The following is a 22,626-nucleotide window of genomic DNA, read 5'->3' on the forward strand; positions in this document are numbered from 1 at the left end:
GGAATCCGCACTGACCTTGAGGAGACCAGGAATGGCACTAGAACGAAACGAAGCAGACCTATTTGCCGCGGTTTTGGATGTAACTGAATCCGAGCGACCTGAATTTTTGCAACAAGCCTGTGGCGATGACCTCGAATTACGAGCGCGTCTGGATCGATATTTGCGCGCGCATCAAGCTGACAATGGTCCGTTGGACGCCAGCCCAGCGGATATTACCAGCGTGATGAACGACCTAATCGCGGACTGTCGGGTTGGATCGCGAGTTGGACCTTACAAGTTGCTTGAGCAAATCGGCACCGGCGGGATGGGCGTGGTTTTTATGGCCGAGCAGCGCGAGCCGGTCAAACGGACCGTAGCGCTGAAGATTATCAAGCCAGGCATGGACACACAGCAAGTGATTGCCCGATTCGAGGCCGAACGTCAGGCGCTAGCGCTGATGAACCACCCCAATATTGCCAAAGTCTTGGATGTCGGCACGACCGATTCTGGATTGCCGTACTTTGCCATGGAGCTAGTCAAAGGCATTCCGGTCACGGATTATTGTGACGAACATCGGCTCGATACTCGACAGCGGCTGGAGTTGTTTGTCCAGATTTGTCGAGCCGTCCAGCATGCCCATCTCAAGGGTGTGATCCACCGCGATCTCAAACCATCCAACGTGCTGGTTGAACTCCACGACGTTCATCCAGTTCCCAAAGTCATCGACTTCGGCGTCGCCAAAGCCGCCCATCAATCTTTGACCGATCGGTCCCTACATACCGGTTTTTCGCAGATGATCGGGACGCCAGCGTACATGAGTCCCGAACAGGCCCAGTTGAGTGGACTGGATGTCGACACCCGCAGCGACGTTTATTCCCTGGGGGTGATCCTGTATGAACTGCTAACCGGCGAGACGCCCTTCGATCGCGAGACGCTGCGTCAAGCTGGATTCGACGAGATGCGGCGGATGATTCGGGAGGACGAGCCACCGCGGCCGAGTCATAAAATCAGCACTTTGGTGGCTGAGAATGCCACGACGGTTGCCACGCGGCGCATGACCGATCGGCGCGGCTTGAAGGCCGCAGTTCGCAATGAGCTGGATTGGATCGTGATGAAGGCTCTGGAAAAGGACCGCACGCGGCGTTACGAATCAGCCAGCGCCGTGGCGGTTGATGTTCGGCGTTATCTAGACGGAGACGCTGTTCAGGCTTGCCCGCCCTCCAAACTTTATCGACTGAAGAAGACCGTATACCGACATCGGACGATCACCCTAGCCTTTTCGATTGCGATGTTAGGCATGCTTGCTGGCCTAGCCTACGCTTCCGTAGCAGCGGTATACGCAAAGGATGCACAAGCGCTGGCTGAGCTGGAGAGAGCTCGAGCAGAATCGAATTTGACAATCGCGCTGGCCGCCTTAGACGAACTTTACATCCCCGGCGGCGTCTTCGCTGGAGAGGAACCATCGGCAGACAGACAGCGTCAGATCAAACGCGGCATTGCGTTCTATGAGGCCTTCGCGAAAAACAACTCGAGCCAGAATGCCACCCACTGGGAGGCTGGCAAAGCGTACTACCGCGTCGGGCAACTATTCTCAATCTTGCATGACGAACTAACTGCCGAACAATACATGCTCAAAGCACTCGAGCACTTCGAGCACTTGGAATCGGTGCAGCCTACCGAGATCATCTGGCGTCTCAATCGCATTGTCGTCTTGGAGAATCTAGGTTGGCGTTACAATTACCAGCATCGCATGGAGGAAGCAGTCGCCTACCAGCAGAGAGCTGTCCGACTGGCTGAGGAGTTGCAGCGACAGTATCCAGCTGACGATTTGATCCTCGCCGCTGTCGCACGCACCAAGAAGTCGTTAGCGTTTTGCTGGAACGATCCGCAAAAGGCCGAGCAGATGCTCAACGATGCCCTGGCTTTTTACACCAGCGGTAGGAAAATAGAGTCTCGCCTGATCCAAACAGCTGACCCTCGATACTTAAGCTTCTACGAAGGTGAAGGGGATCCTGAGGATGAAACGGCACTCGCCTGTGCATCAATCTATATCGGCATTGGACACCATCATGTTGGTTCGCAACAGTTGCTGTTAGCGGTGACAGATTACCAGAAGGCCAAAGAGATTTTACGCGAGCTGATGAAAAAGTCGCCCGAAAGTGCATCCTTGGGGAATCGTATATTGTTGGCATTTACTCGGCTTTCGACCGTGCATGAACAATTAGGAAATAACGTCGAGGCCACTAATGAGCTAGAAGCAGCAGCAGAGCTATTTGAAACCCTGCATTCCCAAAATCCCCAGAGCATTGACTTGGCGCAAAAATCGATCTGGACTGCCAACAGTGCGGGGCAGAAATTGATTCAGCTCCATGAGCTTGATCGCGGCAGAGTATTGCTGGAGCGGGCGTTGAACGAAAGTTCGCAACTGCCTAGTTTGGATGAAAACGCTCTGCCAACTATTCAACTCAATTTGGGACATGCGTACCAACAACTCGATCGGACGTCCGAGGCTATTGAACTGTTCCGCGCAGCCTATTCACAACGATTGTTGGTAAACGGATGGAATGGACCCGCTCTCGCATTGACCTTCGAAGCATCACGGTCGTTGAGCCGAGCGCTCTATCTCGCTGGCCAATATGCCGAAAGCCTGGAGGTCATTCAGCAGGAAATTGACGAATTGCGAGAAAACCCCGACCAGTTTTCGCCCAGCGAAACACAGCATGCCTTGTTGCGATACGCAAGCACGCTCTTGGATGTTGGCAAGCACGAGGAGTACATGGTCGTTATCCGCGAAGCGATCGAGAATTTCCGAGACAAACGCTTTGTGGAAGATATGAAGGAAGAGAGAGCGATTCTTTTTCCTAACGTTTTGGCGAATTATGCCAGGCAGCTTTTGAAAGCGGATCAAGTTTCTGAGGCGATAACGTGCCTAGAGGAATGCGTTGCGCAAAGACAGGTGCATGCGGCAGAGCACTGGTCGCTGTTCGATGCTACGTCAATGCTGGGCGAAGGCTACCATAGGCAAGCGAAGATTGAGGAAGCGCGGGTAGCACTTACCGAAGGATTCGAAGGCATGTTGGCTCGACGAGCATCCATTCCACCAGAGCGTTTCGCTCGGCTCGTGGACGGAGCGATGCGGCTGAAGCAATTCCACGAATCCATTGGCGAGTTAGACCAGGCCGAGCATTGGCAGGCGAAAATTGAGGCGCTCCAGGTGTCTGACAAATCGGAATAGCGAGACTCTTAGCCGGTAGGAGTAAGTCCCCCGGCAAACAAGACCGTCTCCAGGCGTGAATACGCCCTCTGCTCCCGCGTCGTATGAATCGCGTGCGCATCTGCGGACTCAGGATTATCCGTGGCAGCGCTAACTTTAGCGCTCGCGTGCCAGAAAGCTTGAGTGCCTAAACCACGAAGGTTCTCACGGCAACGAATCATCCGTCACCCGCCAACGCTATGTTCTTAAAAAAATTTCTGCGGCAATTTGAGCCAATTCTCTCGCCAAATCCGCACTGTCTTATGGCGGCGAAAGGGTTGATTCCGAAGCATCCGGTCGGGAAGGACCAGCGTCAGCCTCGACTCATCCATTTCGATCAGCACAACTCCACAGGGAAACCACGATGAAACGTTTACTTCAAGTTCCGTTACAGGCTTTCGGAGCGATCTTGCTGGTCATGTTCACAGTCAGCCTCGCCTACGGCCAGGCAACGGTCCAATATCGCTTGGAGCAAGTACCTATTCCCGAAGGATTTTTCGTCAACGATTTCAATAATCAGAACCTGGTGGTTGGCCATTCTCGGTATACCGACGGGGAAACCGTCGTCCTCTACGACCATGATGGCGTACTTGGCGCACCAAGATCGACATGGTCGCTTGACGATCTAATCGACGTGTCCGACGAGTTTTCGAGTGCTTCGATCCTGGATATTAACGAATCTGGGCAGTTCGTCGCATATCTGAAACGCGATGATGGCACCGACGAGAGCATTCTCGTCGACCTGTACGACACCGGCGGCAGTCTCTCGCCCACTTGGCGATATCTCAATGTGCCAGCCTCCAGTGGATTGTCGTATGCAAAGCGAATTAACGACCTGGGCGAAGTCCTGGGGCAGTTTGTGGATGATGTCTCGGGAGACACGCACGCCTTTCTCCTGGACTCGACCAACCCAAGTTCCACGCCCGTCGTCTTAACTGATCCTACGACTGGAATGCCCATCGCAATTAGGGCACCCGATCTTCTACGACTTAACAATTTGGGGCAAGTCTCCGGCAACACCTATATAGAAACAGATTTCGGCTACGGCATTTCGTTCGGTGGTTTTCGATTGACACCAAGCGTCGAGATGCTGCTAACTCCCCTCAGTGAGACTTTGAGAACTGCAACGATTCGAGACATGAATGACTTTGGCGAAATGACGGGAGAAGCGCTGGTGGCTGTGACCGGATCAGGCCGCAAGGGCAAGACAACAACAAGTCTGCGCGGGATTCGCTTCGATGAGACCGGCTATGAATTCCTTCCCCCAGCGGTCCCAGTCCGCGGGAGGGATATCAATAACGCAGGCGATGTTCTTGGCTCGATAGACACGACTGACGGTTCGCGGGAGGCTCAGTTCCTTGTGCACGACTCGAATCTGATCTATCTGGATGACGTCGTGACCGGTGTCCCAGGCGATGAGGATTTCTGGCACGCGGCTACAGACTTCTACCACCAACACATGAATGATCGCGACGCGACAGGTTACGGGCACGTGTTCGCTAGGGCGGGAGTTGTCGTTACTACCGGGAAAGGCAGGAATCAAACGACCACCTCCGAAACGCGTTACTTCATACTCACACCCGAGCTGCCATAGTTCCGTCTACGCATTGCTCAGGCGGATGTGATCCGGCCTTGAAACGAAAGAGTGTGGCAGCGAATGCTCAACCAATCCTGCCACAACGTCTTGCGGGATTCGTTATCCGATTGGCATTCTTTCTGGGCATAGAATTACATCGGTACTCACCTGCGCGTCCCCTGACGAATGAGTCCCAAAAAGCTTCGCGAGTTCCACGCTACTGAACTGTCTGGCTAATAGCACGAGCATCTCGCATCGCGGTATCCAGCCCACGAGCCAACACGCGAGCCAGATGGCGATTCCTTGCGCCGTTCGTGGCGTTGTGGAGTGTCCGATTTCTTTCCCTCGGACCTGCCGCAGTTCGGCCTCTCCAATCTCGTTCTTGAGAATTTCTTGCTAGTCGTGAGCCGAATTATCCGTGCATTACGCACTATCTTGTAGTTGCATATGTTTGGTGGTCGATTCCCGTCCCATCCCGTCCCGTTTGGACGGATTGCCCATCGAAACTGGCGCCCCCTGCCAACGTGCTCACACCTCAATGATCCGGCACAATCCGCCGACCACTATTGGAGAATTAGCCATTCAACCTTTGCAAGGGATTGACGAATCGAATGCGGCCGCCTCATCCGCACTACGGCTAACGAGTTCACAATTCTTTACAGATTGGTTGGCAGAGCTGCGGGTGAGTTTGGCGTTTACGACCTACCAAGCCGGCAAGCTCTTTTTAGTCGGTCATACGCCAGCCGGAAGACTCTCTGGATTTGAACGTACTTTCCCTAGATCAATGGGACTTTGGACGAATGGACAAACGATGTGGTTGAGTTCGCTCTACCAGCTTTGGAGGCTGGAAAACATGATCGATCCACAGGACGCTATCGAAAAATATGATCGCGTCTTCGTTCCGCAAGTTGGTTACACGACAGGGGACATCGATATCCACGACATTGCAATGGATGGCGGCGGCCGCGTTGTATTTGTCAACACGCTCTTCTCGTGCCTGGCCACCGTCAGTGAGCGTTTTAGCTTCGAACCCGTGTGGAAGCCTCAGTTCATCAATCACCTGGCCGGAGAAGATCGATGTCATCTGAACGGCCTGGCGATGCGGGACGGAAAACCTCGGTACGTCACCCTATGTGGTCTCTCCGATGTCGCCGGAGGTTGGCGCGAAACGCGTTTGGGCGGCGGCCATGTTATCGATATCGTCAGTGATGAATCGGTATGTCAATCTCTCACGATGCCGCACTCTCCCCGTTGGCATGACGATCGCCTCTGGCTATTGGACTCGGGCACGGGTTACTTGGGTTATGTGGACGTCCAATCCGGGAGCTTCGAAAGAGTGGCGTTTTGCCCCGGTTATGCGCGCGGGTTGGCCATCGTTGGCAACTGGGCAGTGGTCGGTCTCTCTCGACCTAGAAAAGATACGTTTGTTGGCCTACCGCTCGATGGCGAGCTCGCGAAGCGAAACGTGAATGCAAAGTGCGGGCTACGAATTATCAATCTGCGCACTGGAGTCGCAGATCACTGGCTGCACATCGACGGGGCAATCAGCGAACTGTATGACGTCGCCGCGATTAACAAGTCCATGCGTCCAAGTGCCATGGGATTCAAAACAAACGACATTCGGCACAACGTTTGGTTCAAGGATGGAATCGGCAATTCCACTTGGTCCTGCAGTGAAAGCGACCGGGGTTAGCACTGATCAGTAAAAAACTTCCGCGCTGCCAACATAGCCATAACGTTTCGTCGCGATGATCACAAACGCAGGACAGTTCATAATCGCGAAAAGCTTGGCACAACCCATTTACACGATCGACACATTTTTTTGCAATTGATAAACGAGTATTGGAATTCAGCATGTTTTCTCGAAGACCTCATCGAACCGCAACCACTCGGCGTACGCAGCGCCGCAACTTTCGTCGCAGTATTCTGGAGTTGCTCGAACGCCGAGTCATGCTTGCAGCGGATATGGACTTTGGAGATGCGCCTGCACCCTATCCAACTTTGATAGCCCAGTCGGGTGCATCGCATTGGGCCGTCGGACCGAAGTTAGGAGCTCTGCGCGACGTGGAAGTTGACGGTCAACCCTCTTTGTCCGCTGATGGTGATTCCGTAGACGAAGATGGCGTGACGTTTGGCACCTACCGCGTTGGTCAGTTGGATGCGAGTGTCGTCGTCGACGTGCAAAACGCAGCGAGCGGCGCTATGCTGGACGCCTGGATTGACTTTAATGCTGACGGATCATTTGATGGCGCGCGCGAACGCATCGCCGATAGTACTTCGGTGATCAACGGAGAAAACTCAATCCTTTTTGACCTTCCGAGCGACGCCGTTAGCGGAGTTCCGCTCGTCGCGCGCTTTCGACTCAGCACCGCCGGAGGACTTGGACCAAGGGGTACGGCGGCGGATGGAGAAGTAGAAGATCACTTGATCGTGATTGCTTCGCCCCTCGGCACCGGATCGTTCATCCAAGGAGGGCAAAATCTTGGATTCTCGATTACAGCAGCTCTGGGTGATCTGGACAATGATGGCGATCTAGATGTGTTCGCCGTCGGCGATGACAGCATCGTATTGAATCAGGGCGGGGCACAAGGTGGCCAGCTAGGCGTTTTCGTTGCCAGTGGGCAATCCCTGACCGATGAAAACTCTACCAGCGTCGCGTTGAGCGACATTGACGGTGACGGCGATATCGACGCGATCGTAAGTAGTGTAGGAGCGAACGCCAATCGCATTTTGCTTAATCAAGGAGGCGCACAAGGAGGAAGTTTGGGGGCCTTCTCTGAAGCCGCCCACGATCTTGGCAATCAAAACGTCATTGATATCAAACTGGGCGACTTCGATGGCGACGGTGACTTGGACGCATTTCTGGTTCGTGAGTTTGAACCAGATCGAGTTTGGGTCAACCAAGGCGGAGGCCAGGCTGGAGTTGAGGGCACATTCATAGACAGCGGCCAGTCCTTGGGAGGCGGTTCCGTTAAAGTTGCACTTGGCGACCTGGACGGCGACGGCGATTTAGATGCATTCGTCGTCAACAAGGAGTACTACTACAGTCGCAATAAGATTTGGTTGAATCAAGGCGGCCTACAGGGTGGTCCTGCAGGAGTTTTTGCGGAAAGCGGTCAAGTTCTGGCGGATGCGTACAGTCGTGATGTTGAGTTAGGAGACGTCGACGGCGATGGCGACCTCGATGCAATGATCGCCAATGGTGATGGGGCATCGCGACTCGTCTTGAATCAAGGTGGCATCCAGGGCGGAAGCGAGGGAGTCTTTGTGGACAGCGGGCAATTGTTTACGGCCAGCGTCCAATCTGCTGAGATGGGGGACATTGACGGCGATGACGATCTCGATCTTATTCTTACCGGTAGGAATCTACCGGGATCGACACATGTCTGGATTAACGCTGGCGGTGCGCAAGGAGGAAGTCTCGGATCCTTTACCGAAGTATTCCATGGTCTGACTGATAGCCATTCGTGGGATGTCGCTGTTGGAAACCTGAATGGCATCGACGGACTGGATGTTCTTTTCGCAGCCGCCCAAAGCACTATATGGTTCAACGCGCCGCCATCGAATCTTCCGCCAATAGCAAACGCGGATAGCGCTTCGGTTGCCGAAGATGATGTGGTGGTGATTGACGTGTTGGCGAATGATTCACCCGGCGCAGGCGAATCGGCGCAAACGTTGCGGATCCTTCAAGCCAATGCGAACAATGGCACGGTGTCGATTAATGCCAACGGCACGCTCAACTATGCGCCCAATGCAGATTACTTTGGCGCCGACCAAATCGATTATGTGATCGAAGATGACAATCTCGATGGAAATCTTCCAAACCCGCTAACGGCAAACGGCGCTGTATTCATCACCATTACGGAAGTCAACGACCCGCCGGTAGCGAATACGGTTTCACTCGGCCTGACGAGCAGACAGGCATTGTTCTTTGTCCTGGGGAATGACTTGGCTGGACCCTCCAATGAGAGCCAGCAAACATTGGCATTGGTCAGCGCATCTGCAAACTTTGGTTCAGTGACCATCAATTCCAATGGAGCGCTAACGTACACCGCCAATGAGAGCTTCGTCGATCAAGATACAATTACTTATACAATTGCCGATAATGGAACGACCTCTGGAGTTGCTGATCCGAGAACGACGTTGGGGACCATTGACGTCACCGTTGCTGTTCCGCCGGTTGCTGCTGAATTAGTTGGTACAGACCTGCTAGCGCAGCTTTCCCCTTTCTCCGGTGGCGTTACTGTTCGCCAGATCGATGGAATCATCTCATTCGATGGACTGGAAACCGGCTTTGACGCCAATCTCGTAAGTGACATTACCATAACTGGCTCCAGCTACCACGACGACATACGCATCATCGATGCCGACTCGGTTCACGAGCCGTTTCAGGCTTGGTTTCACATCTATGGAGAGAATGGCGACGACACCATAACTTTGCCCACCACTCAGTTCGCTGGAGCGGCAGTTCCCGAGGGTAGAAATGAAATCTGGGACCTCCACGGATCGAGTCATATTTTTGGCTCGAACGTCGCTGACTTCATCGACGTCAGCGGTCCGTTTTCCCAGAGTAGTCTGATTTTCGGCAACGCAGGCGATGACGAAATCATCGGAGGGCGTCGTCGCGATGAGATCTATGGTGGATCGGGGAATGACAACATCACAGGCGGACCCGCTTCTTCGATCTTGATCAATTCTGGCGATGTAATTGATGGCGGTGAAGGTAATGATCAAATCCACGGTGGTGGTGGACCTGGGGACGTCCTTCGCGGTGGAGCCGGAGACGATACGCTACGCGTTGATTTCCATCAGAACACCAATGGGTCTGATTTTCTGTCAGCTAGCGTTTACGGTGATGATGGTAACGATGTATTGATTGCGGCGGACTATGGCGTGAACCTGCTCTACGGAGGAAACGGTAACGATCACTTATACGCCGGGGTCGACGGACTGCAATCGCTCTTAGGAGAAGACGGAGACGACGTACTCCATGGCAATATCGGCATTGATGGATTGCATGGAGGAGATGGAAACGATGAACTGCACGGAGGGGCTGGTGATGACTACTTGTCCGGCGGTGCTGGGAATGACAGCTTGTTCGGTCAATCAGGCAATGATCGCGTTTTCGGTGACGGTGGAGCGGATATCTTGCATGGCGACGATGGAAATGACGAATTGGATGGCGGCGATGACGATGATGTGATCTACGGCGGTTTAGGGCTCGATTTCATCCAAGGTGGCAGCGGTAACGACCAACTGTTCGGCACCCTGTTTGATCCATTGCTTAATCCTGAAGACGATTTAAGCGACGACGACAATCGCATCGAAGGAGGAGCGGGTGATGACACCATCGTCGGCGGCGCTGGCAACGATGTGCTGCTGGGAGGCGATGGCACCGATACTATTGTTGGGGGCAAGGGCGAGGATGCTATATACGGCCAGGATGGCGACGATGCACTTTACGGTGGCGATGGCAACGATTGGTTAGTCGGCGGACCGGGGGCCGATTCCATCGAGGCGGGTGCTGGCGACGATACGTTTGCATTCTACGAATCTGGACAAACGGGCGATCTCTTAGCTGGAGACGATGGCTTTGACACCGTTCTCAATACAGCACGCTTTTCCGGAAACTTGCAATTGGCTGAATTTCATAGCTTCGAGTGGGGAATAGAAGCAGTTGATGCCGCCGGGCAGAGAATCGTTGGCACGGACGAGGCAAACGTACTGGACTTTTCCGAGGTCGCGCTAGTGAACGTCCTAGGTGTTTATGGTGCTGGCGGGGACGACGTTATTTCCGCCTCCGCTGTTACACCCGGCATTTCCTATTATGGTGAGGCGGGCGCGGATGTCCTGAACGGCACTGACAACGACGACCACTTCAATGGAGGAGACGGCGACGATTCGTTGTTCGGGCGTGCTGGCAACGATCTGATCGACGCAGGCTACGGCGATGATTACGTCGATGCCGGCAGCGGCGACGACGAGGTTTTCGGCGATCTCGGTGATGACACTATCAGGGGTGGTTTAGGCAACGATGTTATCGATGGAGGCGAAGGCAACGACAACATCAACGGGAATTCGGGCAACGATATCGTTGATGGGAGTTCAGGCGATGACCTGCTGGATGGCGGTGATGGCAACGACATCGTCAGCGGTGGATTGGGCGCTGATCTCGTTGCCGGTGGTTTGGGAGACGACCTGCTGTATGGTTCGGTCGAGGGAGGAACGAAATGGGACGACGACACGCTTGTCGGAGGAAATGGCAATGACATTTTGCGTGGTGGCCCCAATTCCGTTTTGTTCGGTGATGAAGGCGACGACGACGTCACTGGTTTCATCTGGCGCAGTAACTTCAGTGGAGCCGTGTATGGTGCCTCGACGATTAGCGGAGGGCTGGGAAACGACACGTTGCGCAATGGTTATTTGCTGGAAAGCGGAGACGTTAACTTCACGCTGACCGACAACTCACTGAGTGGCCTCGGAACCGACACGCTTTCCGAGATTCTAGCCGCTCAGCTCACCGGAGGTCCAAGCCCAAATAGTTTTGATGTAAGTGGTTTCTCTGGCAGAGCAACGGTATATGGCGAAGGTGGCAATGACCTCTTTGTCGTTGACCTGACATTTGCAACCAAGACTCCGTACGTTCACGGCGGCGGTGGTTCGGACAAGATTCAAGTAACAGGCCAAAGTATTAACCTGAGCGATAGCAAGCTTAACGGCGCCGCGTTGTCATCTATTGAATCGGCAAAGATGCTGGGCACCGAATCGGGTGATTCTCTGTTCGCATATTTCTTTAGCGGAACCACAGAAATTTGGGGGCTGGGAGGCGACGATCACCTGACTCCCGGGTTGGGCAACGCGATCATCCATGCGGGCAATGGCGATGATTTTGTTCAAGGAGGAAAAGGGACTAGCGATGTCGTTGTCTACGGCGGCGAGGGTGATGATACTCTATTTGGTAACCCAGGTAACGACCAACTCTACGGAGAGGGAGGACAGGACTATCTTTTCGGCTCGTTTGGAGACGATCGGCTTTGGGGCGGTGATGGCAACGATTACATATACGGTGAACAAGGCAACGACACGGTTTACGGCGGGCCGGGTGATGACTCCCTGCATGGAAACGAAGGCAATGACACGCTGCGTGGCGAGGACGGGAACGATGAGATCTGGAGTGGAGCAGGCAACGACACCGTTTACGGCGGAAATGGGCATGATCAAATAAGAGGTGAGGGTGGCGGCGACACGATCTATGGCGATGCGGGCAACGATTTACTTTACGGCAATGACGGCGGTGATGCCATTTACGGCGGACCGGGCAACGATGAACTTCAAGGTGGGAATCACGATGACATTCTCTACGGCGATGCGGGCAACGACTTACTGATTGGCGATGATGGCAATGATGTCATTCGCGGCGGATCGGGCGACGATCAGCTTCAAGGTGGGAATCACGATGACGTGCTATACGGAAACGCGGGTGATGACACACTTTTTGGCGAGGACGGTATTGACCAGTTGTTTGGCGGCTCCGGTAGTGACCTGCTGTTGGGTGGATCTGGAAACGATGTTCTGGATGGCGCTGAAGGTCCCGCTACTCGCGGCGGATTTTCGCTAACGGGCGGACCGGATATCGACGAACTGCAGGGAGGCCCCGGCGACGATCTTCTGCTCGGGAGCGCCAGCCGTGATCTACTCTTTGGGCAAGATGGGAACGATAAGCTCGAGGGCTGGAGTGGGAACGATCAACTCATTGGCGGGTTCGGGAATGACGTGCTGCAGGGCGATTGGGGTAATGACATTTTGCTCGGGGGATTTGGAAATGATTTTCTTGACGGTTCGACTGGGTTCGATTCCATGTACGGGAACCAAGGTTTCGACCAAATAATCTCCGAAGGAATTGGGGACATCATCGACTTTGGTCCGGATGATCTCCCGAAGGCGGATCTAACGAATGCAAGCGTAAGAAACGAGCTGATCGAATATTTGGACAACTATTCAGGGAATAGCGGTTCCGTCGATCTGGGAACGCTGGTCTACGACAAAACAAACAGTTTGGTCAGCGGCAGCTATACCGTGCACTATAAACACAAGTGGTCGTCAGGGATCACCGTACTATCGGGATCCTACTCCGGTCGCTTTGATTATCGTTGGTCTGACAACACGATGGTGTTTGCCGACGTCAATATTAAAATTGCCGGGCAACTCGTCGGCAAGCTCTCCGTTGACACCATAATCGATATTCTGATTAACCTCGGAACCGACATTGCATTCTTGAATACTCAGCTTGATGTGTTTGCAGCAGACGCCATCGACTGGGGTATTGCCGGCCAAAATTTTCTTTGGAATTCTTTGACCAAAAATAACTACCCTGAAAAGCAAACTCAATTTCTGCGAAACAACCCCAGTTACTCGGCCAACGACGTCTACTTTGCGTCGGAGAGCCTTGTCAACTGGATGGGCCCAGAAACGATTGCCAAGTATGCTGCGGCCTTTGCTACGACGGGCGGCGTAGGTGCGAGTTACATTGGACTGGAGATCAAGCAATACGCCGTTAACGAAGCCAAGTCCATGGGCATTTGGCTGGTAAGTAAGGGATGGGCGGGTGGCGCGCTACTCATCCAAAGCCTTTCCGAATACGTTGAGCACGCGATCAGTATCACATTGGGTAACGGTGGGACTCCCATCGACAATCCATTTTTCAAGGGAGATTCGTTTGCTGTCTCATACAACTATCTACTTGGGGGCGGGTCAACCCACAAGGCATTCGGATTCGTCTTCAGCAATTCAGTACCCAGCGTGGATGGGGGCGGAAAGGCCAATAACGGTTATCTAGTCGGCAGCACCGCCTACTTCGACAGCAACCTGAATGGAGTACTCGACCCCAACGAGCCTTGGACCCTAACCGATTCCAAGGGAGACTTCGAAATAAAAGTCCCGGCTGTCTTCGATAGTAATGCCAACAATTTGTTGGATGACGATGAAGGACAATGGGTCGTCTTCGGGGGTACTGATTCATCGACGGGATTACCTGCGGTCAGTCAGCTCAGTGCACCTGCAAGCTGGAGTGTCGTATCGCCCTTGACGACCCTGGTCTCCTTGCTTAGGACCAACTACGGAATGTCATCCAGTGATGCCACGGGCCGCGTACGGCAAGCATTGGGGCTGGCCGAAGTAGATCTAAGCACCTTGGATCCAATTGCAGGAACGATTGCTGGCCAGCCGGATGCGCCTGAAGTGTTTGCAGCTCATGCGCGGGTTCAAGATACGATTGCGCAATCCGTCGCTGTTCTCGAACGTGTGGCAGGTTCTTATGGTAGCCCGCAAATGGCTCAAGAACTGCTGGCTACCCTGGCGAGTCGAATTGCTGTTTCAGGATCGATGCTCGATTTAGGTGACGTGGCACTTCTTGAGTCCATTCTTCAGGAAGTTGAAACCAACCGCGGGGTTGCCATTCCGGACGAAATGCGTACTGGTACCGCGGCGGTGATCGCGGCTGGAAATCAGTTGATTGATGCGATTCCCGTCGTGGGCGACATTAGCTACCTGACGCAAGTCGCAAAAGTGAAAACGTTGTCGCAAGGCGTTGCATCCGAGGAGCTGAAACAAGCGGCCCTTGGACAACAAGATGTAGCAGCTGTTGTTGCCAATTTGAGCGGAGAGTCCCTTGCGGCTCAAGTCGAAGCGATTGGTCCCGTGCTATCGCTCGTCGCTCCCTCCTTCGTTCTTTTTGAAGCCACATCTGCAGTTGGCGCTGCAGTCAGCTTTACCGCTACAGCGACCAACCTGGCTGGACAGTCGGTACCGGTCAATTGCGCGCCCAATTCAGGCGCTGTTTTCCCATTGGGTTCGACGACGGTAACCTGCTCAACAACTGAAGGCGGAGTCGACGGCTTGGCAAGTTTCGAGGTCATGGTTCAAGACACCACGGCACCTGAGATCACCATTCTATCGAGCGTGTACGTTGAAACTAGTGACACCACTGGGACTTTCGTCGATTTCGATGTTCCTTCGGCCGTTGATTTGGTGACTCCCAATATCACTGTAGAATGCGATGCTTCGCCAGGCCTATTCCCCGTCGGAACTACGCTTGTGACTTGCACGGCCGTCGATGCAGCTGGCAACGTGAGCAGCGAAAGCTTTACGATTACCGTCGTGGCCATCAATCACCCGCCGCTTGCTTCAGACATCTCCCACATCACACATGAAGACTTCGGTACTATCAGCCTGGATCTATTGGCGGCTAGCGGCGCGATGGACACGGATGCGATGGATACCCTGTCTCTCAACGGTCTTTGGCAAGTATCGGGCAGGGCAATCGAATTCATTCAGCTGGGCGATAGTTTGCTGTTTGATACCAATCAGTTTAACGATCTGGCTGCTGGAGAAACGCAGACACTGTTGTTCAGCTTCACGATCAGCGACGATAGTGGCAAAGAGAATGCGACGGCCACGGCTTCTGCGACGGTAACCATTGAGGGACGGAATGATGTTCCTGACGTGGTAGTGGTTGCCAATGCGGTGACGGTCGATGAGGGTCAGATCGCATTGAATAGCGGCAACTGGAGCGATGCCGATACCAGCGACATCGTCACGTTTACTGCTTCGGTGGGAACGGTGGCCAAGGACGCAGGTGGTGGCTGGAGCTGGATCCACAACGCCAGCGATGGACCAGAACAGTCACAAACGGTGACGGTCAGTGCGTCGGATGGCAATGGAGTTGTAACTGATACGACTTTTGAATTGACGGTCAAGAACGTTGCGCCAGCTGTAGGGACGATCATGATACAAGCGGACCCCGTCGCCGCGACGACTCTGATCGACGTTAGCGCCTCCTTCTCGGATCCAGGCTCAGCGGACACGCATACAGCATTCTGGGATTGGGGCGACGGCAGTACTTCAGTCGGTAGCGTTAGCATGACTGCGGGTTCTGGGTTGGTTAGCGGCAGCCATGCGTACGCATCTGCTGGTGTGTACACGGTCCAATTGACGGTAACGGACAACGACATGGGTTCTGCTCACTCGATATACCAGTATGTCGTAATTTACGACCCTTCCGCAGGCTTTGTGACCGGCGGAGGTTGGATCCAATCGCCAGCTGGAGCCTTTGCGGCCGATCCGACCCTGACGGGCAAGGCGAGTTTTGGATTCAATTCTAAGTACAAGAAGGGCGCTTCAGTTCCGGTTGGAAATACAGAATTTCAGTTCAAGATCGCCGACTTCAAATTCAAAAGCACAAGCTACGAGTGGTTGGTGGTATCCGGCGCCAAGGCCCGCTTCCGTGGCGTGGGTTCAGTCAATGGAGTTGGCGACTATGCCTTCGAGTTGACGGCTTGGGACGGTCAAGCCAACGGGGGCGACGGAACTGACCGGTTCCGGATCAAAATCTGGAATAGCAATCAAGGCAACGGAGTCATCTACGACAACCTGCTGGGCGCTTCCGATGACGATAATCCCACCGCCCTCGGCGGCGGAAGCATCGTGATCCACAAGGAATCCAAGGCTCTGATGGCAGAGGCTAAGGCGGCGACGAAAAAGCCCCAATCAGTTCTGACGCAAGCGATGCTAAGCCAAGCAGTGGACCAGGTAAGCAAGGCTTGGCGAGACGCCGGAGTTGACGCACACACCTCTGTCGAACTGCAACGAATCCACATCGAAGTTGCTGATCTTCCCGACGCGACGCTGGGTATCTCTTCGGACACGGACTATGTTTGGATCGATCGTGACGCTGCAGGCTACGGCTGGCGGCTAGACACCATGGGCGGGTGGGATTCATCTGTCAGCGACGGAATGGATTTGCTGTCGGTCGTCGCCCACGAAATGGGACATAAGGTTGGTTTGGATCACAGTGATGATGAACGCGACGTCATGGCAGCGACGCTGGCAGCCGGCGTACGTCGATTGGCTCTCCCTGAAGAACACGTAGAAGCCTTTTACCTCGAATTGGCCAGTCCGCAGAGTCTCTCCGCAAGTGTCTCGCGCTCAAGTCTCCAGCACGATGTGCGCCTACGACAGAAAGAATCAAAAGAGTTCCAGGCCCATGACCAATTGTTCGCGACGCTCATCGCATCCTCACGGAAACCCGATTTGCGGGCTCCGGCCGTCAGGCTTGGTTCTGTGTTCCACAATTGGAACGAATTCGACTCAGGCGACGAAGGATTACTCCCACAGGATCTCATAGAAGAGATCGCAATGGTTTGCCTGAACTGGCGGTAATGAAATGTGTTGTTACCCCGAACACCGAGGAGTTCATGACGGCCTGAAACTCAGTTGGGAATCGTCGCAAGTGCTTTGGCAGCATTGGTTAAGTGACCAGGCATGTCGCGGACGCCTGGCCCAAAAAGTTCAATAGCCGTCTTGTGGCCCCGATTACTTACATCAAATCGTTGCTCAAAATAACTCTGCAAAGCATCCGCGGGTTCGTGTGGATCTGACTCGTATTCTCATAATCGCATGAAGAGACCAGTTGCTATTGAATATCCGCCGATTGTCATCAGAAACTGTGTCCGAGCATTTTTGTTGCCAACTACGACTACAGAATTCCAAAATTGCAGCGACGTCGACTAAGTGAACGAATGCCGGAATGCGATACCAAGAGTACAAACCGACAATCGAGCTTGCTTCCTGGATCAAGTTGTTCTGGGTTTTTGAAAGTCGTTCGAACGATCCGGTTCCGGAAAAAATTGTTGCCGACGGCTTTCCTGAACTCGTCATTCATTTTCGTTCGCCCTTTGCAGCAGTAGTCTAGTTGCAGGACGCCACGAGGAGGCGAGCGAGTTTGCCAAAGAAACATTAGCCTCACCACGACTGGATGCACCATAGACCAGACCATTCACACACACCGTGCCGCCGTGGCTAATCGTCAACTTTTTGACCCACGTCTTCTTTCCCGTAGTTCCATCCATAGCAACACCAAAAACAGCTCCATTTCCGCGACTGGCGTTCGTAATCATCAGTTTATTCTCGGACAAGACGGGAAGGGTGCAAACGGTGTTTTTGGGATCTTCTTGGGGCACACTCCAGCACAACTCGCCAGTCTCTGCGTCGACGGCAAAAACGTTCTTTGTCGCGCTGTTAATCAGAATCTCTCGCCCATCGCAATTAACGAGGATTGGCGAAGAGTAGGAAGGCGTCTCGTCGTCTAATGGCGGCGTTGTCCAAACGGTCTCGCCGGTGTGCTTGCTCACGGCGACAACCATGGCCTTGCTTCCCGCCGGAGTGGCGAAGACCAAGTCTCGGTGAACAATTGGCGACTCGCTGATTCCCCACATGATGTTTTGGCCGCCGAACTGTTCCAAAATGTTGACGGCCCAGACTTCGGCGCCCGTTTTGGCATTGAGACACACCAAGCGACCGTGAGCATTCATGTGATAGAGCTTGCCTTGATCGTAGGTGCACGACGATCGAGCACCAGGAAGCGAACCCGTCCAGGACTTCCCGTTCTGCGTTTGCCATTTCAGTTCGCCGGCGAGCGAAAATGCGCTGATCTATTCCCGTCGATTCTCGTCGCTGACTTCGTAGCAGAGTCCGAAGTCATGATTGCCCCAGACGCCGATCACACCGGCATTGGAAAGCAACTGGCACGTCTCTTCAACTCGCTCACCCGTTTCAACGACATCGCCCACCATGACGATCTGGTCGACAGCTTGCTTGTCCAACTCATCCAGCACTGCCTGCAACTGTTCGACGTGTTCGTGAATATCGGTGATGATGCCAAGTTTCATAGCAGAACGAATTCCTCAAAATGTGCATCTACTGTTCCGTTTTCCCAAACATGACATCGGACCGTAACACATACTTGCGGCCTTGCCGCACTTCAGCGCCCATGTGCTTGAGCCAGTGGCAAAACAGAAGTGCCATGCCAACTTGAGGCCTGATTTTGAGTCCGCCGCTGAATGCGGTTTCGCCACCAGAAAAATCGTCGTTCAAGTAGACGAGGAACGTAAGAAAACTCTTTTGGCCATTTTCTCGTCGATGAATGCCGTCGGCATGCCATCTGAACCTCTCGCCGACGTCGTAACGGTAAAACCGCATTCGCTCGTTCAGTCCCACCGACGTCCAACCCTTTGCAACGTTGGGAACATTTTGGGCGATGCGTTGCCATAGTTCATCGGATTTCTGCTCATCATCCAGCAGCACGCGTGCATTGTTCCGAACGTCCACTTGTCGCTCTGGTCCGGACTGAGTGTTGATCGGAGCCGGCTGGTAGCAGAGCGACTCGCTCAACGCGATCCATTGTTCGCATTCCTGCGGTGTAAACAGGTTCGCGATCGTGAAGATGCCTTCCTTTACCCGTACCAGATTTCTCAACATGCCTTCAGTACCTTACGTCGTTACGAAAAACCTGCACGTCCCAAGTTAATGCTCTATTCACGGTGCCGGGGCAGGCCACACGAATAGAATGCAAAGGCCGGATACTACCGCAGCCATTGACCAGCCTATGCTTGGACTGCAAACCGATATTCGAGCACGGAGCTCCGTTTCTTGTCCCCTACCCTCTGATTCCGTCATCTCGTCCTCCGAGCAATTTCGATTGGACGATGAACCAATCTGTATCCTAACCTAAAGCAAAAAGCAAATTGCGCGCCGGAGCACGATGAGATCGATCGCGCTGTAAAAACCCAACTCACGCTGCCAAGCTCCTCGTCGCAGACAATGCAATGCTTCGAAAATCCCGTGGAGACACTTAACCACATAAACCCGGATGCACCCGAAGACATCCCTGCGTGGGATTCGCTCGACGAACAATCTCGCGACTTTGAAGACCTTCGGATGGCAACTTATGCCGCGATGGTTGATTGCGTCGATCTCGGAGAAGTTGGCGACATCGCTGAAATCTGGTGCAACGGAAGGCGAGTCGGAACACGTTGGGCGCCGCCCTTCGTGTTCGAACTCTCGGGACGTTGCGAAAGAAACTCACCCGCTACGGATCGTTCTGTTCGCTTGACAATCTGCAAGACTGCATCTTACGGTTCATCAATTACTATAAGGACACAATGGCAAAACCTTACCGCTGGACGTGCGATGGAGTCCTGCTGTGCAAGTAGGTAGCCTGTGTGACCTCCATCCAGCGTCAACTCGATGATCTAGCACTAGCTATTCTTCTGCACAGCAGCCAGCAACGGAAGCCTTTCCTGTGTGGACACGACGACACCACCGGGTTTTTCGATGGTAATCGCGAAGGCGGCGGGCTCTAAGACCGAGAGCTTCGCATCGATCGGAATGATCACCTCACCGGCCTGGGAAATATCGAATACGCCGCCATCAATGGGTTCGTCATCGCGAGCCGGATCAATAATCCACAGTTGGTATTGCTCCTTGGTCGGTTGGTTGACTGGCATTTGCACAAACCGCATGAATCCCTTCTGCTTCTTCGTGCTCCAAACAACGTCCCCGCGGACAGGATCAGCGAACGGATGTTTACCCTCGGACCAATCGACTTGAATGACGTCGGGATCACTTGCGATTAGCTCGCTTCGCATTTCGGCAAGCGACAGTTGTACGTTTGGGTTGGGCTGTGCGTTCCAGAATCCAAATGCCAGCAGCAGAGCTGCGGCGCAAGTAAGCCAAGCAATGACTTCGCGTCTACCGATCCAAGCCGATCGCTGGAAGTTTGAAGCGGGCTGGACAAGATCCGTAGTGCCACTGGTCGAAGCGTCTTCCTGCGGGCCCGCTTCCTGCTCTATGTACGCTACCGCGTCACGAATAATCTTCGTGCGCAGATCATTTGGCATGCTCTCGTTGGGTTGCTGAAACGCCAGTTGAACGCGTGCCAACGTCGTCTCCAGTTCGCCGAGCAATTGCTGATCCTGCGCCGTCAACGACGCTGCTTCAAAATCAGCCAGCTCTTCGCCCACCAAATCCCCAAGAACATGGCCAGCCAGCAGTTCATCCCACTGTGGCGAAGAATCATTTGGGTCATTCATGATGTACCTCCGTCGCTCGTCGCCAAAACGGGATGTGTCATACATTCACGCAGTTGCAATAACGCCCGCCGCGCAAACGATTTCACCGTACCCAGCGGCATCGACAACCGCTCGGCAATCCCACGATGTGAGACGCCTTGATGGATCGACAACTGAATCACCTTCTGCTGATCGGCGGACAACTTCCGTACACAGTCCAACGCCTTGTTCGCCTCGTCAGCCAATTCCGCCGGTTCGGCGGGTGCATGTTCCGGAATCTCAAACGCAACCGTTGACATACTCTGAGTGTCCACGGCAGCTGACCCGCGTCGTCTGCGGTCGATGATCCTGCGGCGTGCTATTAGCGTAACAAAAGTTGATTCACTGGATTTCGCGGCGTCGAAACTCTTCGCCTTTTTCCATATCTCTACAAACACTTCCTGGGCCACGTCCTCCGCATCCGTTGCGTTGGCCAGCAGCCGATTGGCTAGAGACCAGACGAGACCGCCATATTGCTGCAGACAGTCCTCAACCGCTGTTTGATCGCCCGCCGCGATTCTTTCCAGAATGGTCGCTTTCTGGGACAGTCCTTCCATTGTCATGTTTGCGTCATCTCTTGATGGAGCTGCGATCGACATATAATCAACCTTGTTACTTGCTCATTTTAATAATTAGAGCAACCAGCTCAGCCAACGACAAGGACGCGAGCCGCTCGTGCGACCGCGTCCAGAGAGTCTCGGCAGCTTTTTCAAATGTTTACTGAGCACTCAGCTGAGCGTACATTTGATCGATGCCGCGACGAAGCGTCCAAGCTCGTTGCGAGTCGCACTTTTGCTGACTGGCCGACTGAATTACGGAAGTCATGTGGTGCTGGAGCGACTGGTCGATGTCGGCTGACATCAGTCCGTTCATCGTCTGGTGGTACAGATTGGCACATTCTGAGTGATAGCCCGAGTTGTAGAGGGAAGCTCCCTGAGCGACGGCATGCTCAATTACCTGGCGAGCCGAAGCGGTTTTAGAGGGAGGCATCAGGACCGAATCGATGATGTGGATGACGCCATTCGATGCGTCGACATCCGTTGCAATCAGCTTGGAATCGTTGATCATCGCACCAGCGTCGGTGACGCGGATCGAGATCGCCGAACCTTCCAAGGTTTTGGCGGACTTGGCGGCGACGGCATCTTCGGAGTAAACCCGACCCGACAGAACGTGGTACTTGAGAATGTCGACAAGCTTCTGCTTGTTTTCTGGCTTGAGCAGCGTTCCGACAGTGCCTTCTGGCAACTTGGCGAAGGCTTCATCGGTGGGTGCGAAGACCGTGAACGGTCCTTCGCTTCCGAGTACTTCTGCCAAACCGGCGGCCGTGGCGGCTGCGAGCAGTGTTTTGAACTGTCCGGCTTCAGCAGCAGTTGCTGGAATGGTTTTGTCGGCTGGTAGAATGACCGAGTCGATCACGTGGATCACCCCGTTGTCGCAAACGATGTCGGCCGTGACGACGGTTGCACCGTCGACCATGACCTTTGAACCGTCAACCTTGATGTCGACGCGTTGGCCGTTGACGGTCTTGGCACCCTTCAGGTCTACAACCTGTCCTGCCATGACTTTACCGGGTACGACGTGGTAGGTCAGAATGCCGGCTAAAGAGTTCTTGTTTTCAGGCTTTAGCAGAGTTGCGATCGTTCCTTCGGGCAATTTGGCGAAAGCATCGTCGGTCGGTGCGAAGACAGTGAAAGGTCCATCGCCCTTGAGGGTTTCCACTAGGTCAGCGGCACCCAGTGCGGCTGCTAGGGTCTTGAACTTTCCTGCTCCCACTGCGGTATCGACGATGTCGGCAGCCATGGCCGAGGTGGATAGCAATGCTCCGAACGCGACAGCCGCGAGGCCCTTCAGTTGAATCTTCATGTTTGACATCC

At 53.9% G+C, this 22,626-nt stretch carries 11 protein-coding genes; 5 read left to right on the forward strand and 6 right to left on the reverse strand.

Annotated elements, in window-relative coordinates; all coding sequences use genetic code 11:
- Nucleotides 1–31: 31 nt before the first annotated feature.
- From Poly41_RS23090 to Poly41_RS35770, 5 genes are all read left to right on the forward strand, one after another.
- Nucleotides 32–3,214 carry a serine/threonine-protein kinase gene (locus Poly41_RS23090; protein ID WP_146529338.1) on the forward strand — a complete coding sequence of 1,061 codons (3,183 nt, stop codon included), beginning with the start codon at nucleotides 32–34 and terminating at the stop codon, nucleotides 3,212–3,214.
- Nucleotides 3,215–3,596: 382 nt separating this feature from the next.
- A complete protein-coding gene (locus tag Poly41_RS23095; RefSeq protein WP_146529340.1) occupies nucleotides 3,597–4,826 on the forward strand; it encodes a hypothetical protein in 1,230 nt (409 codons plus the stop codon).
- Between the two features lie 520 nt (nucleotides 4,827–5,346).
- On the forward strand, nucleotides 5,347–6,501 hold the full coding sequence (locus Poly41_RS23100; RefSeq protein ID WP_146529342.1) for a TIGR03032 family protein: 1,155 nt from the start codon (nucleotides 5,347–5,349) through the stop codon (nucleotides 6,499–6,501).
- A gap of 161 nt (nucleotides 6,502–6,662) precedes the next feature.
- Nucleotides 6,663–17,024, forward strand: a complete 10,362-nt coding sequence (locus Poly41_RS35450) for an Ig-like domain-containing protein (RefSeq protein ID WP_146529344.1) — start codon at nucleotides 6,663–6,665, stop codon at nucleotides 17,022–17,024.
- A 367-nt stretch (nucleotides 17,025–17,391) separates the two neighbouring features.
- Nucleotides 17,392–17,556, forward strand: a complete 165-nt coding sequence (locus Poly41_RS35770) for a DUF6597 domain-containing transcriptional factor (protein ID WP_390621472.1) — start codon at nucleotides 17,392–17,394, stop codon at nucleotides 17,554–17,556.
- Here the strand turns inward: Poly41_RS35770 and Poly41_RS23110 are convergent.
- The 6 genes from Poly41_RS23110 to Poly41_RS35945 form a co-directional block, all read right to left on the reverse strand.
- Entirely contained in the window at nucleotides 17,519–18,295 is a 777-nt protein-coding gene (locus Poly41_RS23110; protein ID WP_146529346.1) for a PQQ-binding-like beta-propeller repeat protein, read from the reverse strand. The two genes, Poly41_RS35770 and Poly41_RS23110, sit on opposite strands and share 38 nt — an antisense overlap.
- Nucleotides 18,296–18,532 carry a metallophosphoesterase family protein gene (locus Poly41_RS23115; protein ID WP_146529348.1) on the reverse strand — a complete coding sequence of 79 codons (237 nt, stop codon included), beginning with the start codon at nucleotides 18,530–18,532 and terminating at the stop codon, nucleotides 18,296–18,298.
- Nucleotides 18,533–18,560: 28 nt separating this feature from the next.
- A complete protein-coding gene (locus Poly41_RS23120) occupies nucleotides 18,561–19,121 on the reverse strand; it encodes a prolyl hydroxylase family protein (RefSeq protein WP_146529350.1) in 561 nt (186 codons plus the stop codon).
- A 779-nt stretch (nucleotides 19,122–19,900) separates the two neighbouring features.
- Entirely contained in the window at nucleotides 19,901–20,734 is an 834-nt protein-coding gene (locus tag Poly41_RS23130; protein WP_146529352.1) for an anti-sigma factor domain-containing protein, read from the reverse strand.
- Entirely contained in the window at nucleotides 20,731–21,315 is a 585-nt protein-coding gene (locus Poly41_RS23135) for a sigma-70 family RNA polymerase sigma factor (RefSeq protein WP_197231548.1), read from the reverse strand. Before Poly41_RS23135 ends, Poly41_RS23130 begins: the two co-directional genes overlap by 4 nt.
- Before the next feature lie 154 nt (nucleotides 21,316–21,469).
- Nucleotides 21,470–22,615 carry a fasciclin domain-containing protein gene (locus Poly41_RS35945; RefSeq protein WP_231615869.1) on the reverse strand — a complete coding sequence of 382 codons (1,146 nt, stop codon included), beginning with the start codon at nucleotides 22,613–22,615 and terminating at the stop codon, nucleotides 21,470–21,472.
- Between the last annotated feature and the right edge of the window lie 11 nt (nucleotides 22,616–22,626).

This window comes from Novipirellula artificiosorum (genome assembly GCF_007860135.1).
GTDB classification, from domain to species: Bacteria; Planctomycetota; Planctomycetia; order Pirellulales; family Pirellulaceae; genus Novipirellula_A; species Novipirellula_A artificiosorum.

Coding starts and splice junctions, on each gene's coding strand:
- Poly41_RS23090 (WP_146529338.1), top strand. CDS start 32: ATGGCACTAGAACGAAACGAAGCAGACCTATTTGCCGCGGTTTTGGAT.
- Poly41_RS23095 (WP_146529340.1), top strand. CDS start 3,597: ATGAAACGTTTACTTCAAGTTCCGTTACAGGCTTTCGGAGCGATCTTG.
- Poly41_RS23100 (WP_146529342.1), top strand. CDS start 5,347: ATGATCCGGCACAATCCGCCGACCACTATTGGAGAATTAGCCATTCAA.
- Poly41_RS35450 (WP_146529344.1), top strand. CDS start 6,663: ATGTTTTCTCGAAGACCTCATCGAACCGCAACCACTCGGCGTACGCAG.
- Poly41_RS35770 (WP_390621472.1), top strand. CDS start 17,392: ATGCGATACCAAGAGTACAAACCGACAATCGAGCTTGCTTCCTGGATC.
- Poly41_RS23115 (WP_146529348.1), bottom strand. CDS start 18,532: ATGAAACTTGGCATCATCACCGATATTCACGAACACGTCGAACAGTTG.
- Poly41_RS23120 (WP_146529350.1), bottom strand. CDS start 19,121: ATGTTGAGAAATCTGGTACGGGTAAAGGAAGGCATCTTCACGATCGCG.
- Poly41_RS23130 (WP_146529352.1), bottom strand. CDS start 20,734: ATGAATGACCCAAATGATTCTTCGCCACAGTGGGATGAACTGCTGGCT.
- Poly41_RS23135 (WP_197231548.1), bottom strand. CDS start 21,315: ATGACAATGGAAGGACTGTCCCAGAAAGCGACCATTCTGGAAAGAATC.
- Poly41_RS35945 (WP_231615869.1), bottom strand. CDS start 22,615: ATGAAGATTCAACTGAAGGGCCTCGCGGCTGTCGCGTTCGGAGCATTG.